Below are 15432 nucleotides of genomic sequence, written 5' to 3'. Positions count from 1 at the left end.
GATATATGAAACGTACACTTATATACATGTTTGCCGCTATGTCGCTTGTGGGTTCTTCTTGTTCCGGCGACTGGCTGAATTTAAATCCATCTACCTCTGTGACTACTCCGCAAGCCATCCGTACACTTGAGGAGGCACAAATAGCTTTGAACGGCATTTATCGCATTGCCGCTTCACATAGTTATTATGGTGATAATTATCTCTATTATGCCGATTGCCGTGGTGAAGATGTTCAAGCACGTGTCAGCAAGGGAGCCGGAAAACGTGTATCACCTTATTATGAGTTCAATGTCACGGCAGATGATGCCTTGAATATTACCCGTGTATGGAATCAGCCTTATAGTGTCATTCATCAGGCAAATAGTCTGCTGGAAAGAATAGAATCCGGTGCGGTGGTTACCGATGATGCTGTGGCTCTCAACTGTATCAAAGCTGAAGCGCTTGCTTTGCGTGGATTGGCTTTGTTCGATCTCACCCGTCTGTTTGCTATGCCCTATACCTTGAACAATGGTACTTCTTTGGGAGTACCTATTGAGATTAAAACAACTTTGCCTACTCACCAGCCTGCCCGCAATACGGTGGCCGAATGCTATCAGCAGGTGATAGACGATATGACAGGTGCACTGAAACTCTCGGCACTTTCCGCTGATAAGAAAAACGGTTATCTTAATGTGTGGAGTGTCAAAGCATTACTTTCACGGGTATATCTTTATATGAATGATAATGAAAAGGCTCTCGCATTGGCCAAGGAAGTGATGAATAACGGTGGATTGTATCAGTTGTTCACACACGATGAATATCCTACAGTATGGGGAAAAGACTTCAGTTCTGAGTCACTGTTTGAGTTTTACTACACTCTTTCCGAGCCTGATGGCGGAACGGGAGGTGAAGGCGCTCCGATGGTTTATGCCGATAATGTGAAGGATTGGAACAACCTTGTACTGACCAAAGCATTCCTCGATCTGTTGGGAGAAGATCCGGATGATGTGCGTCATTCATTGAATCGTTTGCCGGAGAAACCGGAAGAGGACCTATTGCCCGAAGGTTCCAAGGGTCATCCTAAATATCTGAATAAATATCCGGGTAAGACGGGGGATAATCCGCAGGACAATGACATTTGTATAATCCGCCTCTCCGAAGTTTACCTGAATGCTGCCGAAGCTGCCTTTAAGTTGGGGGGAGCAGAAAATCTGAAATTTTCTTTGGATTGTCTTAATGCCATCGTGAGCCGTGCTAATCCGGCGAAGTGCGTGAAAGAATCGGAGTTGAGCCTGGAGCGTATCTTGAAAGAGCGCCGTAAGGAATTGGTAGGAGAGGGACATGCGTTCTTTGATGCCATGCGAAATGGTTTGTCTGTAAATCGTACCGGTGGTTGGCATTTGCCTTCTGTAGCGGCTGCTGCAGTTATTGCTCCGTCTGATCCGCGGGTAGCATTACCTATTCCGCAGGCGGAGATAGATGCTAACCCGAATATGGTGCAGAATCCGCGTTAATGCTTTCTGGGAGGTGAGATATACCGGTTTTTCGGATGACAAGGCTCGAACCGGCATGTTGTGAGACACCAGACAGTTATTCACTGAGGAATCTGCGGGCGATCTCTATCAGTGTATCTTTTCCTCTCATTTCGTCTTCTTGCAGCATATCTACCTTAATGTCCGGTTCAATGCCGAACTCGATGTGCTTCATCTGTGCATCGAAGTGAGGGCTGGCAGAGAAACGTACGCTCCACCCGTTGGGTAATTCGGAGGTAAAGGGCATACCCGATCCTCCTCCGGTTTTATCTCCGATGATGGTGACATTGGGCAGGCAACGCATGTGGTTGACAAAATCGTTGGTTGCGCTGAAAGAACGGCGATTGGTCAACACGACTGCTTTCTTTTGCCAGCGTACCCCATTGGCCGGTTCCAGATAGATGGCATAGGGTTTAGAGAAGTCGTTGTGTCCGGTTCCTGTCTTATGGCAGATGTATCCTGTCAGAACCTTTTCGTTAGTGAATCGGGAAGCGATGCGGGCGGAATTTGTCGCGTTTCCACCACCATTATCGCGCACATCGATAATTAGTCCATTGCAAATGGCCAGGTAGGAGAGCACTTCGTCCAAGTTGCCGTTGCCAATCGGGTCGGCAAAGCTTTCATACCGTATATAGCCGATGTTGTCTTTCAGTATCTTATATTTGAGGCCTGCTGCCGTACGATAGTCCGTACTGGCACGGCCCAGATAGGAATCTTCAACCAGGTCTGCACGGAAGTTACGGGGATAATCTTGATACCAGGCGTCGTAATAAGACACGTTGTGTGCCGAAGCCAGATTGACATGCCCGTCCTGCAATTCATAAAGCATTTCACTCAGAACTTCGAACAGCCCTTCGTTGCTCATATTCGGGGTAATACGTTTTTGATATTGGGTATAGATATCATCCCAGTCGATTTGTTTGTAATCGAGAAAGCAATATTGCCGGTCGATGATTTTCCATAACTGCTCAAAGTTTCCTTGTGGATCGTTGGCATACTCTTCTTCCCGGATACAGGAAGAGAGGAGAGCCAGAAAGAAAATCAGGCAGAAGCTTTGTTGCAGGATACTATGGATAGGAGGATTCTTCATGATTCACTTCTGTTTTAATAGGCTCTGACGGCAGGTGGCAGGGGAGTTCCGTTCTTATTTCGGATACGGAACAGATCGTGTACAAATCCCACCATGAAAACTTGTGAATAAGTATGTGTCTTGATTCCGTTCAGTTTGGATTGTTGGAGATCACACAAATAGCTAAGGCGCATTTTGGTATATCTGATTGGAAAGTCGACTGATATCATCTGTCGTAACGCCGGCTGATTATGCAGAGAAGTAAAACGGACTACGCCACTGGCGTGTCCGAGTGTGAATATTTCGTAGTAAGATTGCCCGTAATGGGGAGAGAACATGAGCCCTATTACCGGAAGATTAACCTGGTAACGTAATGCCAACGGATAATTTTTTATTTTTGTATGCCAGATGGCCATTCCCGAAGCGTCCAGGTTGATGTAAGCACGGGCTGAGGCCGGATTGTTGGTATTGCGCAGATTGTAGACAAAGCCGCCGTTGAAATCTCCCATTCCTCCGGCAAGCAGCTTAAAGTTGTCTGTTATGCGGAACTGATAGTGCAGTCCATAGTTCCAATTCACTAATCCGGCAAATGTATTGTTGTTATCTACCCGGTTGTGAGTATATGCCAGGTTTGCCTGGAAAAAGTTCTGTACCGAGACATTGCCATCGCCCCAGGCGGTCATACGCATTGTTTCGCGTGAGATACGAAATTCGATACCTTTATATTCCTGCGGAGAAAGATAGGTGTCGAATACATTGGTGTATCCCACACCGTACATGGTGGCACGTGTCACATAGCGGGTAGCTTGAAGTGAGTCTGTGCCGTTACCATTTCCGTTCCCTCCAAAAGAAGGGAGAGCGATTGCTATCATTAATAATAGCAATATACTTGTATTTACTTTCATACGCAGTTTTATCTTGGACTTGTGCTAAAACAGCTTCATCTGTCCGGTCATTTCATCGAGTATGTCGTTTTCTGTTTTACCATTGTCCGGGTCCAGATTTTCCGGTTCTTCATCCGTGTTTTCATCATCCGTGGTTTGTGGCGGATCCGGGAAACGGGTCGGTTCCAGTTCGTTGATGGTCTCTACTGTATAAGTAGTGAGACGTTTCCCTTTGGCCTTAAAACCTTTGACGGCAATGAACTCTTCGGCATCAATGACAACAGGTTCGCGGAAACTGTCGTGACCTCCGAAGATGATCTCCAATCTTGGGTAATACTCATCCGTCAGTAAAATCAGGCGGTTATGTTTGTTCTCACCCAGATAGTTCTGCTTACGGGCAGTGGCTTCGAAGCAGAAACGTTTCAGGTACGGATAGTTCTGTTGGTCGGCATCATAAAGCGCAGCCGTCCATATCTTGTTGGCATCGAACTTCTCGACGATACTCACATTATCTTCGTAGTGATTGCTGAGATCGAAGTTTGAGGTATAGAACTCTCCGGTGTTCAGCACAACAAGGATGCTGTCGTCGCTCTGGAACTCACCCAAATATTCACCCCGGCCGTCGTAATTGAGGCGGAGCACATCGCGGTCGAACCATACTTTACGTCCGCCCAGTGTAGAGCCTCCCCGTTGTTTCAATACAATTTTGTGTACCGGCAGGCGTGTCAGAATGACACCCAGACTTTGTCGGCTGCGAATGGTCACTTCACTGAAATCACGCTCGAAGATGATGCGGCGTACACGAGGATTAGGTTTCAAGGTGACCTTGATGATTTCAGCTTCACCATTGGGGTTGGCACTGAAATAAGAAATGCGTGAATCGGGTTTACCTTGTGTCACGTCGTATTCACGGTCGCGTACGATGGAAGTGACTGCAAACCGTTTGATATAGTGTGTTCCTTCTGCACCGTCGCGGTAGGCTACGTTGTAGATGGTGCGTTTGTCATTCTTCTTAAATACATTGACGTAGATTACGTTTTTGCCCACAAACTTTTTGTCGGCTACGGGAGTGACCATGTAACGCCCGTCCCGGTAGAAGATGATCACATCATCGATGTCCGAACAGCATGCCACGAATTCGTCTTTCTTTAATGACGTTCCGATGAAACCTTCTTCACGGTTGATATAGAGCTTTTCGTTGGCTTCCACCACTTTGGCGGCTTCAATGGTGTCGAAGTTGCGCAACTCAGTACGTCGGGGGAAGTTTTTCCCATATTTATCTTTAAGCATCCGGTACCATTGGATGGTGTACTCCACGATGTTGGCCAGATGATTGTTGATCTCGGCAATGTCTTCGTTCATGCGGGCAATAGCCTCTTCCGCCTTGTCGGAATTGAACTTCAGGATACGTCCCATCTTGATTTCCATCAGGCGGAGGATGTCTTCTTTCGTCACTTCACGTATGAATTGCGAATAGAAAGGAGTCAACCGTTCGTCGATGTGTGCGCAGGCGGCATCCATATCTTTAGACTGTTCGAACTCTTTATCTTTATAAATGCGCTCTTCAATGAATATCTTTTCAAGAGAAGCGAAATGCAGGCTTTCCTGTAGTTCGTCTTTCTTGATTTCCAGTTCCTGGCGAAGCAGGGACAATGTATTGTCGGCAGATTTTCTCAGGACGTGGCTGATGGTGAGGAAGTGAGGCTTCTGATCATCAATCACACAACAGTTGGGCGAGATGCTTACTTCGCAATCCGTAAAAGCATAGAGGGCATCGATTGTTTTGTCCGATGAAGTGCCCGGAGCCAGATGGACAAGGATCTCTACGTTGGCTGCTGTGTTGTCGTCTACCTTGCGTATCTTTATTTTTCCTTTGTCGACGGCTTTCAGGATGGAGTCGATGACCGAAGTCGTAGTCCTGCCATAAGGAATTTCGGTAATGGCGAGTGTTTTATTGTCTACTTTATTGATTTTAGACCGTATCTTTACTGCTCCACCGCGTTCACCGTCGTTGTATTTCGACACGTCAATAGAACCTCCGGTCTGGAAGTCGGGATATAGTTTGAACTCTTCGTTTCGCAGGTAACTGATGGAAGCGTCGCAAAGTTCGTTGAAGTTATGTGGTAAGATCTTGGATGAAAGTCCTACGGCGATACCTTCCACTCCTTGTGCCAGCAAAAGTGGGAACTTCACCGGCAAGGTGATAGGTTCTTTGTTTCGTCCGTCATACGACAGTTTCCATTCGGTTGTTTTAGGGTTGAACACTACATCGAGTGCAAACTTTGACAGGCGTGCTTCGATATAACGGGGAGCGGCCGCACCGTCACCGGTGAGGATATTACCCCAGTTACCCTGGCAGTCGACCAATAAGTCTTTCTGTCCCAACTGTACCAATGCGTCACCAATAGATGCATCGCCATGGGGGTGAAACTGCATCGTATGTCCTACAATGTTAGCCACCTTGTTATACCGTCCATCATCCATGCGTTTCATGGAGTGCAGGATGCGGCGTTGCACCGGTTTCAGTCCGTCATTGATATGGGGCACGGCTCGCTCGAGGATAACGTATGAAGCATAGTCCAGAAACCAGTTCTGGTACATTCCTGTAAGTTGATGTTTAATGCTTTCGTTATGTGAGTCCGCCGGCTTATAGTCAGAATGTCCTTCCGTAATCTCGTTGTTCTCTTCGCTCATAAAATCAAATTTCCCTCTGGTTTTAACAACAAATTATCTTTTTTACATCATTATTGGGTGATGTGCAGGCAAAAATACGAATTTAATTGAAAAAAATCATTTACTTTGCAGATTATTTCTGAGTCTGGCTTACAGGCAGATGTATGAAATGTAAATTGTAAATGACTAAATTGAAAATAAGACGATGGCACAAGAAGATGTTTTTAAGAAGTTAGTATCACATTGCAAAGAATACGGTTTTGTGTTCCCCTCAAGCGATATCTACGACGGATTGGGCGCAGTGTATGACTACGGACAGATGGGTGTTGAACTGAAAAACAATATTAAAAAATACTGGTGGGACAGCATGGTGCTGCTGCACGAAAACATTGTCGGCATTGACTCTGCAATTTTTATGCACCCTACCATCTGGAAGGCTTCCGGACATGTGGATGCATTCAATGATCCGTTGATTGACAACAAAGACTCTAAAAAACGCTATCGTGCCGATGTACTGATCGAGGATCAACTGGCTAAGTACGACGATAAAATTAATAAGGAAGTAGCCAAGGCTGCCAAGAGATTTGGCGAAGCTTTCGATGAAGCCCAATTCCGCAGCACGAATGGCCGTGTTCTTGAACATCAGGCAAAGCGTGATGCATTGCACGAACGTTTTGCAAAAGCACTGAATGATAACAATCTGGAAGAACTTCGCCAGATCATTATCGACGAAGAAATAGCATGTCCTATTTCCGGGACCAAGAACTGGACGGAAGTCCGCCAGTTTAATCTGATGTTTTCTACCGATATGGGGTCTACTGCCGATGGAGCCATGAAAATTTATCTTCGTCCGGAAACTGCGCAAGGTATTTTCGTAAACTACCTGAATGTACAGAAGACCGGTCGTATGAAAGTTCCTTTTGGTATCGCTCAGATCGGTAAAGCTTTCCGTAACGAAATTGTAGCCCGTCAGTTTATCTTCCGCATGCGTGAGTTCGAACAGATGGAGATGCAGTTCTTCGTTCGTCCGGGCAGCGAATTGGAATATTTCAAGAAATGGAAAGAAATTCGTTTGAAGTGGCACAAGGCACTTGGTTTTGGCGATGATCATTATCGTTTCCACGATCACGATAAATTGGCTCACTACGCGAATGCCGCCACCGATATTGAGTTCCTGATGCCATTCGGTTTCAAAGAAGTAGAAGGTATTCACTCTCGTACTAATTTCGATCTTTCCCAGCACGAGAAGTTCTCCGGAAAGAGCATTAAATATTTTGATCCCGAGTTGAATGAATCGTACACTCCGTACGTAATCGAAACTTCGATCGGTGTCGATCGTATGTTTCTCAGCATTATGTCTGCCGCTTATTGTGAAGAACAGCTGGAGAACGGTGAAAGTCGTATCGTATTGAAATTGCCTGCTGCATTGGCACCCGTGAAGTTGGCTGTAATGCCGTTGGTAAAGAAAGACGGACTGCCTGAAAAGGCTCGTGAGATCATTGACAATCTTAAGTTCCACTTCCATTGTCAGTATGATGAAAAAGACAGTATCGGTAAACGCTACCGTCGTCAGGATGCCATCGGTACTCCGTACTGTGTGACTGTTGACCATCAGACATTGGAAGACAATTGTGTGACACTGCGTAATCGCGACACTATGGAGCAGGAACGTGTGGCAATCTCTGAATTGAATAATATCATTGCCGACCGGGTAAGTATTACCTCGTTGTTGAAAACAATCCAATAACTCTTTAGCGAATGAACAAAAAAATCTATTTATTACCGTTGCTGTTACTGGCCCTTATCTTTGTTTCTTGTGAAGAGACGAAAGAAGCTACAAAGTTTGATAATTGGAGGGCACGTAATGAAGGATATATTGATTCTTTGAAGACGGTATTTGATGACAAGAAGGATCCCGAGCTGAAAGCTTTTGCACCGGAAATAAATCCTAAGTTGCGAATTTACTATAAGAAGAAAATTTCTAATGATACAGGAGCTATTCCTCTATATACCGATTCTGTAAATGTATTCTATCGTGGAAGTTTCATTTTTGGAGAAACATTTGATCAGAATTTTAAAGGGGATAAACCGGGTCCATTTGATTCACCAAGTAAATTTGTTATCCAAAGTTTTATTACAGTTGGTGGTGTCTCTGCTTGGGCCGAGATATTACAACGTATGCGTGTTGGAGAAAGGTGGCTGGTTTATATCCCGTGGCAATTGGCTTACGGAACAAGCGGATCTGATAAAATTCCAGGCTATTCGACCTTGATCTTTGATATGCAATTGGAAGAAATATTGGATGAATAAAGGATAGGTTCCACTGGATATTGAATCCCCTAATTTTTGGCTTAATTAAAGGTTGAGGCAAAAGTCAGGGGATTTTTTCTATGGATTTATTAGTAAATATTACTTTTTTTATTTTGATAGAATGGAATATATCAACGATTTAATCCGACGGAAGGACCGCCTTTTATCGGAAGATGAAGCAATGAGTTTACTTGAAAATGGAGAATACGGAGTGTTATCTATTTCTTCACCTGAAGAAGGTGTTTATGGCATTCCCATTAATTATGTATGGGATAAACAACAGTCTATCTATTTTCATTGTGCTCCCGAAGGGCGTAAGCTTTGTATACTTCAAGACTGTAATCAGGCATCGTTTTGCGTGGTAGGACGCACGCGCGTTGTTTCCAATCAATTTAGTACCGAGTATGAAAGTATCGTGATTAACGGGACTATGATTTGTCAGTTAGAAGAAACTGAGAAGCGAAAGGCATTGGAACTTCTGCTTGATAAATATTCTCCGGAAGATAAAAAGGTGGGGTTGAAGTATATGGAAAAGTCTTTTCACCGTACCCACGTCTTGAAACTTGTTATTAAAACAATATCCGGTAAGTGTAAGAAAATGAATCAGCCCTGTCCGGATTATTAAGAAGCCCCTGCCTTATCTCTCCTTTGTTTATCTTTTGTTTTTTTAGCATGGGTTATTTTTCTTTCGCAAATGTAATCTGGATTACATTCTTTTTAAATGGAAATCCCTTTCTTTGCATAAATACATAGCATACATACTATGAAGGTAAAAGAATATATCCAATGGTTACTCCCTTCGCGTAAGTGGAGAGTACTTGCGATCATTATAACAGGTGTGATTGTAGGTGGAGGGGCTCTGACCCTTTATATGCTTCGGGCACATACCTATCTGACCGATGATCCGGCTGCTTGTGTTAATTGCCATATCATGGGACCGTATTATGCGACGTGGTTTCATAGTTCGCATAGCAGGAATGCTACATGCAATGACTGTCATGTTCCACACGAAAATGCAGTGAAGAAATGGGTATTCAAGGGAATGGACGGTATGCGTCATGTTGCCGTATTCCTCACCCATGGAGAAAAAGATGTGGTTCGTGCCAATGGTGAAAGCTCGGAGGTGATTATGAATAATTGTATTCGTTGTCATACACAACTGAACACTGAATTTGTAAGTACAGGACGGATAGATTATATGATGTCTCAGGTAGGTGAAGGGAAAGCTTGTTGGGACTGTCATCGGGACGTACCGCATGGAGGAAGTAACAGTGTCGCATCCACTCCTAATGCGTTAGTCCCTTATCCGGATTCTCCTACACCGGAATGGTTGAAAAAAATGATCGAATAATATAGAAAATCAAGATAACAGAATTATGGAAAAGAAACTGAAATCATGGCAAGGATGGTTGTTGTTCTGCGGAGCGATGGTAGTCGTTTTTGTGCTTGGGCTTGTTGTCTCGGCGCTGATGGAACGCCGGGCAGAGACGGTAAGCGTTTTCAATAACAAACGGGTGGAAATTACCGGAATAGAACCACGAAACGAAGTGTTTGGGGATAACTACCCACGTGAGTATGAAACATGGAAAGAAACGGCTAAGACCGATTTCGAGAGTGAATTTAACGGTAACGAAGCGGTAGATGTACTTGCACAACGTCCCGAGATGGTGGTGCTTTGGGCCGGCTATGCATTCTCAAAAGATTATTCGACTCCGAGGGGACATATGCATGCTATTGAGGACATTACACATTCACTCCGTACCGGTGCGCCGATGGATGATAAAAGCGGGCCGCAACCTTCTACCTGCTGGACTTGTAAGAGTCCGGACGTTCCTCGCATGATGGAAGCTATTGGAGTGGATTCGTTCTATAATAATAAGTGGGGAGCTTTCGGTAGTGAGATCGTCAATCCGATAGGTTGCGCCGATTGTCATGAACCGACGAATATGAAACTTCATATTAGCCGTCCGGCTTTGCGCGAGGCATTTGCCCGTCAGGGGAAAGATATCGATAAAGCGACTCCGCAGGAAATGCGTTCGTTGGTATGCGCACAATGCCACGTGGAATATTATTTCAAGGGAGATGGCAAATACCTGACTTTCCCTTGGGATAAAGGATTTTCGGTAGAAGATATGGAAGCCTACTATGACGAGGCCGACTTTGCCGATTATACACATGCACTGAGCAAAGCCCGTATACTGAAAGCACAACATCCGGATTACGAGATTTCTCAGATGGGAATTCATGCCCAACGCGGAGTGTCGTGCGCCGATTGTCATATGCCCTACAAAAGCGAGGGAGGCATGAAATTCAGCGATCACCACATTCAGAGTCCGTTAGCTATGATCGACCGGACTTGTCAGGTTTGTCATCGTGAGAGCGAAGAGACATTGCGGAATAATGTATATGACCGTCAGCGTAAAGCGAATGAAATTCGTGGCCGTCTGGAACAGGAGTTGGCTAAAGCGCATATTGAAGCTAAATTCGCCTGGGATAAAGGTGCGACGGATACTCAGATGGCAGAGGCGTTGAAGTTGATTCGCCAGGCCCAGTGGAGATGGGATTTCGGCGTGGCTTCACACGGTGGTGCGTTCCATGCTCCGCAAGAGATACAGCGCATTCTGGGACACGGACTTGATAAAGCTTTGCAGGCCCGTCTTGCCATCTCAAAAGTGTTGGCTCAGCATGGCTATACAGCCGATGTGCCGATGCCTGATATTTCGACTAAAGAGAAAGCGCAGCAGTATATCGGTCTCGATATGCAGAAAGAGCGTGAAGCGAAAGATAAATTCCTGAAAACAGTAGTACCCGAATGGTTGGAGAAAGCGAAGGCTAACGGTCGTCTGGCTAAACTGTAAACTATGTGGCAGAAACCTTGGGGATATAAAGAAGGGTTCGCCATCTGTGGCGGACTTTTTCTGACAGGCATTTTCCTGCAAATGACGTTGGGGAAGTGCACACTTTCCATTCTTTCTTACCCTGTGAATGTGTGTGTAGGGTTGCTATATGTCGTTATCTTGTTATCGGCCTACACCTTTTCACAAAAGAGTTATTTTATCCGGTGGATGGGGAGCTGCCAGGCCGCTGTTTCATCCATGGTGTCAGTGGCCGTGCTCACTGTAGTGATGGGACTGATCCGCCAGGTGAAGTCCGATATACCTTTGTCCGGTATTGAAACCTGGTTGGGATTTTCCCAAATGTTGTCCGCCTGTTCGTTTGTGCTGTTGTTCCTCTGGATGGTCACTTTGTTGGGGTTGACCACCATTCGGCGGATTCATCATTTCCATTGGCGGGACGTTCCTTTTGTGCTGAACCATCTGGGACTTTTCCTTGCACTGACCGGAGCTGTATTGGGAAATGCCGATATGGAGCGTCTGCATATGACTACAAAGATAGGACAAGCCGAATGGCGGGCTTCCGATGAAAATCAGAAAATGCGGGAGCTGCCTTTGGCTATCGAGCTTCAGAACTTTACGATCGATGAATATCCCCCGAAATTGATGTTGATTGACAATGAAACAGGTAAAGCACTGCCGGTCGGGAAGCCGGAAAACCTGCTGATTGAAGATGATTTTCATGCCGGGCATTTGCTCGATTGGGAAATCCACATAGAGAAGAAACTCCCTTTGGCAGCCAGTGTAGCGACTCAGGATACTTTGAACTTTGTGGACTTTCCTTCAATGGGAGCTGCTTATGCTGTCTATCTGACGGCAGTGAATGATAAAACAGGCCGGAAACATGAAGGATGGGTGAGTTGTGGCAGTTTTATGTTTCCTTATAAGGCTATCCGTCTTGACGATCAGACCAGTTTGGTAATGCCTGAGCGTGAACCTCGCCGTTTTGCATCCGAGGTGAAAGTTTATACGGAGTCGGGACGCCGTGATTCGGCTACGATTGAGGTAAATAAACCTTTTGAGTTGGAGGGATGGAAAATATATCAGTTCAGTTATGACGAGTCGAAAGGTCGCTGGAGCGATATAAGCGTGTTTGAACTGGTTCGTGATCCGTGGTTACCGGTGGTTTATACCGGTATCTGGATGATGATAGCCGGAGCTGTCTGCCTGTTCGCCCTGTCACAGAAAAGAAAGGAGGACAACGTATGAGTTGGGATCATTTTGTGATATTTGCCATGGCAGCTCTTCTGTGTTGGGCTATCGGTGCCGTTGCCGCATGGAAAGAGAAACGCCAGTTTGTTGTTTATGCAGCCACGTTGGCAGGACTGGCCGTCTTTTTTGCTTTTATCCTTGGGATGTGGATTTCATTGGAACGGCCTCCGATGCGTACAATGGGTGAAACCCGATTGTGGTATTCTTTCTTTTTACCTTTGGCAGGCATCATCACTTATAGCCGCTGGCGATATAAGTGGATTCTGAGTTTCAGCTTTGTTCTTTCGCTTGTATTCATCTGTATCAACCTGTTTAAACCCGAGATACATAATAAAACCTTGATGCCTGCTTTGCAAAGTCCTTGGTTTGCACCGCATGTCATTGTATATATGTTTGCTTATGCTATGTTGGGCGCAGCGGCCGTTATGGCGGTATACCTGCTTTGGATCAAGAAAAAAGCTACCGAAGAACGTGAGATGGAACTGTGTGATAATTTGGTCAATGTAGGACTATCCTTCATGACATTGGGAATGTTGTTCGGAGCTTTGTGGGCTAAAGAGGCCTGGGGGCATTACTGGAGTTGGGATCCGAAGGAAACCTGGGCGGCAGCCACGTGGATAGGCTATCTCTGTTATATCCATTACCGGATGAACAGGCGGCAAAAAGTACGTGTGGCACTTGTCGGACTCCTCATCTGTTTTGCATTGCTGCAAATGTGTTGGTATGGCATTAATTATCTGCCATCGGCACAGGGAACCAGCGTACATACGTATAATTTGAATTGATAAATCGCTAACTACTAATTACTAATTGAGTTATGAGAATCACGAATCTAATCTGGGCAGCAATGCTTTTTGCACCGCTGTCCGCCTTTGCACAGCAACAAAAGGAGAATCAGTTTACAATTGATGCACAAATACGTACTCGTGGTGAATACCGCAATGGAGTGTTGAACCCCCGTCCCGAAGGCGCAAGTCCGACTTTCTTTATCAACGAGCGGGCACGGCTATCCTTAGGTTATCAGCGCGATCGCCTGCAAATGAAACTTGCTGCACAGCATGTAGGGGTGTGGGGGCAGGATCCGCAGATCGATAAAAACGGACGGTTTATTTTGCACGAAGCTTGGGCACGGCTTGATTTTTCAAAAGGCCTGTTTGCGCAGTTGGGGCGTCAGCCACTCTCGTATGATGATGAGCGTCTGCTTGGCGGACTGGACTGGAATGTGGCAGGCCGCTTCCACGATGCATTGAAATTGGGGTATGAAAGCAAGATACACAAGTTGCATTTGATACTGGCTTTTAATCAGAATAATGAAGATCGCTCCTATGGTGGCACTTATTATGCTCCCGGTGGACAGCCTTATAAAACCATGCAAACGGTATGGTATAATGGCCGGTGGGCTAAAGATTTCACTGCTTCACTGCTTTTTATGAATACCGGATTTGAAACAGGGACGGAAGAAAAGGGTAAAACTGCTAATATGCAGACGATGGGTACTTATCTGGTGTATACACCCGGGGCATGGTTGCTGAACGGTAGCGTCTATTACCAGTCGGGTAAAAACAAAGCCGACAAGAAGGTATCTGCTTATATGTTCAGCTTGAAAGCCGGGTATAAGATTGATCCAAAGTGGAGTGTAAGCCTCGGCACGGACTACCTGAGCGGAGATCCCGACAGTAAGAAGGTAACTACTTTTGATCCGCTTTACGGGACACATCATAAATTCTATGGAGGAATGGATTATTTTTATGCATCGGCTTATAACAAAGGTTTGTGGGACAAAATACTCAGTGTTGACTTCAAGCCGACCCAAAAGATAGGGTTCTCACTGAATTATCACCATTTTTCTACGACTTATGACGTAACGGCCACAGACGGTAAAGAAGGACGCAGTCTGGGATCGGAGTTCGATTTGCAGGTAGATTATACTTTGATGAAAGATGTAAAACTGACAGCCGGTTATTCGACCATGCTTGGAACTAAATATATGGACATTGTAAAAGGTGGCAGCCATAAGAGCTGGCAGGACTGGGGATGGCTGACACTGAACATCAATCCGCGTATTTTATTTACCAAGTGGTAGGATTGGTACGGGAGAAAATGCTATCTTTGCTAAAAAGACAAGCATTGTGGTAAAAGTAGAGTTTACAGACGAATATCAAAAAATCTTGTGGCAGATATCTTTATTTAAGGATATGGATGTCAGTTTGCAACGTCGGCTGCCTTTGGAACTGGAACTTTCGGTGTACGAGGTTGCCAGGAAAGAGGTCGTATTGAAGCAGGACACCTATTGCAATCATTTGTATGTATTGCTGAAGGGAGAACTGGAGGTCAATATCGTTGATGTGGCAGGAAATCTGGTGAAGGTAGAAGATATCCGTGCTCCCCGTGCTTTTGCCACACCCCATCTGTTTGGCGATAAGAATCTCTTGCCTGCTACGTTTACTGCCAGCGAAGATTCTGTTTTGCTGATGGCTACCCGTACTTCCGTTTTTAAGTTGATCAGTTCCGTACCCGATTTACTGCACCGTTTCCTGTGTGTCACAGGCAATTGTAACAAGTGTACGGTCACCCGTCTGAGGATTCTTTCTTACAAGATGCTGCGCAGCCGTTTGGTTTATTACTTCATGGAGCATAAGACTTCTCCGAATACGGCTATATTGGAGCATAATCAGGTCCAGTTAGCAGAATATCTGGGGGTAACCCGCCCTGCACTTTCGAAAGAAATAAATAAGATGATGAAGGAGGGCCTGATTTCAATCAATAAGAAAGTGGTGACGCTGGAAGATATGGCGGCACTTAAAGAATATATTTGAAAGGGCTGTGCCAAGAGTCTTTTCACCACAGATCACCACAGATTATCAATATTGATAATCAAT

At 45.3% G+C, this 15432-nt stretch carries 13 protein-coding genes; 10 read left to right on the top strand and 3 right to left on the bottom strand.

Going from position 1 to position 15432, the window contains the following annotated elements:
• Window positions 1–5: 5 nt before the first annotated feature.
• Complete coding sequence (locus QK890_RS09100) at window positions 6–1493, top strand: RagB/SusD family nutrient uptake outer membrane protein (RefSeq protein WP_227560136.1); 1488 nt, start codon at window positions 6–8, stop codon at window positions 1491–1493.
• 76 nt (window positions 1494–1569) lie between these two features.
• Here QK890_RS09100 and QK890_RS09095 read toward each other — a convergent pair whose 3' ends face one another.
• Genes QK890_RS09095 through QK890_RS09085 form a run of 3 tightly spaced genes read right to left on the bottom strand, consistent with a single transcriptional unit; the run spans window position 1570 to window position 6158 of the window.
• Complete coding sequence (locus tag QK890_RS09095) at window positions 1570–2601, bottom strand: S41 family peptidase (protein ID WP_005811948.1); 1032 nt, start codon at window positions 2599–2601, stop codon at window positions 1570–1572.
• Window positions 2602–2615: 14 nt separating this feature from the next.
• A complete protein-coding gene (locus tag QK890_RS09090; RefSeq protein ID WP_229066957.1) occupies window positions 2616–3452 on the bottom strand; it encodes a DUF3316 domain-containing protein in 837 nt (278 codons plus the stop codon).
• Window positions 3453–3509: 57 nt separating this feature from the next.
• The gene (locus tag QK890_RS09085) at window positions 3510–6158 is read right to left on the bottom strand and encodes a DNA gyrase/topoisomerase IV subunit A (protein ID WP_122142943.1); all 2649 of its coding nucleotides are present in this window, start codon (window positions 6156–6158) and stop codon (window positions 3510–3512) included.
• A gap of 184 nt (window positions 6159–6342) precedes the next feature.
• Here QK890_RS09085 and QK890_RS09080 point away from each other — a divergent pair, with 184 nt between their 5' ends.
• From QK890_RS09080 to QK890_RS09040, 9 genes are all read left to right on the top strand, one after another.
• Window positions 6343–7884: a glycine--tRNA ligase gene (locus QK890_RS09080; protein ID WP_005779103.1), complete on the top strand. Its 1542-nt coding sequence runs from the start codon at window positions 6343–6345 to the stop codon at window positions 7882–7884.
• An 11-nt stretch (window positions 7885–7895) separates the two neighbouring features.
• Window positions 7896–8447, top strand: coding sequence for an FKBP-type peptidyl-prolyl cis-trans isomerase (locus QK890_RS09075; RefSeq protein ID WP_005779102.1), 552 nt, complete (start codon window positions 7896–7898; stop codon window positions 8445–8447).
• Between the two features lie 121 nt (window positions 8448–8568).
• Window positions 8569–9072, top strand: coding sequence for a pyridoxamine 5'-phosphate oxidase family protein (locus QK890_RS09070; RefSeq protein ID WP_005811941.1), 504 nt, complete (start codon window positions 8569–8571; stop codon window positions 9070–9072).
• Window positions 9073–9210: 138 nt separating this feature from the next.
• Window positions 9211–9798, top strand: a complete 588-nt coding sequence (nrfH, locus tag QK890_RS09065) for a cytochrome c nitrite reductase small subunit (protein ID WP_005779097.1) — start codon at window positions 9211–9213, stop codon at window positions 9796–9798.
• A gap of 25 nt (window positions 9799–9823) precedes the next feature.
• A complete protein-coding gene (gene nrfA / locus QK890_RS09060) occupies window positions 9824–11305 on the top strand; it encodes an ammonia-forming cytochrome c nitrite reductase (protein WP_032540342.1) in 1482 nt (493 codons plus the stop codon).
• A gap of 3 nt (window positions 11306–11308) precedes the next feature.
• On the top strand, window positions 11309–12550 hold the full coding sequence (locus tag QK890_RS09055) for a cytochrome c biogenesis protein ResB (RefSeq protein WP_032540341.1): 1242 nt from the start codon (window positions 11309–11311) through the stop codon (window positions 12548–12550).
• A complete protein-coding gene (gene ccsA, locus QK890_RS09050) occupies window positions 12547–13338 on the top strand; it encodes a cytochrome c biogenesis protein CcsA (RefSeq protein ID WP_005811936.1) in 792 nt (263 codons plus the stop codon). Before QK890_RS09055 ends, ccsA begins: the two co-directional genes overlap by 4 nt.
• Before the next feature lie 32 nt (window positions 13339–13370).
• Window positions 13371–14636: an alginate export family protein gene (locus QK890_RS09045; RefSeq protein WP_032540340.1), complete on the top strand. Its 1266-nt coding sequence runs from the start codon at window positions 13371–13373 to the stop codon at window positions 14634–14636.
• A gap of 46 nt (window positions 14637–14682) precedes the next feature.
• Window positions 14683–15369, top strand: coding sequence for a Crp/Fnr family transcriptional regulator (locus QK890_RS09040; protein ID WP_005822874.1), 687 nt, complete (start codon window positions 14683–14685; stop codon window positions 15367–15369).
• Window positions 15370–15432 lie beyond the last annotated feature (63 nt).

This window comes from Bacteroides sp. NGMCC 1.200775 (assembly GCF_040798045.1).
GTDB classification, from domain to species: domain Bacteria; phylum Bacteroidota; class Bacteroidia; order Bacteroidales; family Bacteroidaceae; genus Bacteroides; species Bacteroides hominis.
Note: the sequence above shows the minus strand (reverse complement) of the source record. Positions and strands in the feature narration are given on the sequence as shown.

Excerpts from the sequence above, each read along its gene's own strand:
- QK890_RS09100 (WP_227560136.1), top strand. The coding sequence starts at position 6 with ATGAAACGTACACTTATATACATGTTTGCCGCTATGTCGCTTGTGGGT.
- QK890_RS09095 (WP_005811948.1), bottom strand. The coding sequence starts at position 2,601 with ATGAAGAATCCTCCTATCCATAGTATCCTGCAACAAAGCTTCTGCCTG.
- QK890_RS09090 (WP_229066957.1), bottom strand. The coding sequence starts at position 3,452 with ATGATAGCAATCGCTCTCCCTTCTTTTGGAGGGAACGGAAATGGTAAC.
- QK890_RS09085 (WP_122142943.1), bottom strand. The coding sequence starts at position 6,158 with ATGAGCGAAGAGAACAACGAGATTACGGAAGGACATTCTGACTATAAG.
- QK890_RS09080 (WP_005779103.1), top strand. The coding sequence starts at position 6,343 with ATGGCACAAGAAGATGTTTTTAAGAAGTTAGTATCACATTGCAAAGAA.
- QK890_RS09075 (WP_005779102.1), top strand. The coding sequence starts at position 7,896 with ATGAACAAAAAAATCTATTTATTACCGTTGCTGTTACTGGCCCTTATC.
- QK890_RS09070 (WP_005811941.1), top strand. The coding sequence starts at position 8,569 with ATGGAATATATCAACGATTTAATCCGACGGAAGGACCGCCTTTTATCG.
- nrfH (WP_005779097.1), top strand. The coding sequence starts at position 9,211 with ATGAAGGTAAAAGAATATATCCAATGGTTACTCCCTTCGCGTAAGTGG.
- nrfA (WP_032540342.1), top strand. The coding sequence starts at position 9,824 with ATGGAAAAGAAACTGAAATCATGGCAAGGATGGTTGTTGTTCTGCGGA.
- QK890_RS09055 (WP_032540341.1), top strand. The coding sequence starts at position 11,309 with ATGTGGCAGAAACCTTGGGGATATAAAGAAGGGTTCGCCATCTGTGGC.
- ccsA (WP_005811936.1), top strand. The coding sequence starts at position 12,547 with ATGAGTTGGGATCATTTTGTGATATTTGCCATGGCAGCTCTTCTGTGT.
- QK890_RS09045 (WP_032540340.1), top strand. The coding sequence starts at position 13,371 with ATGAGAATCACGAATCTAATCTGGGCAGCAATGCTTTTTGCACCGCTG.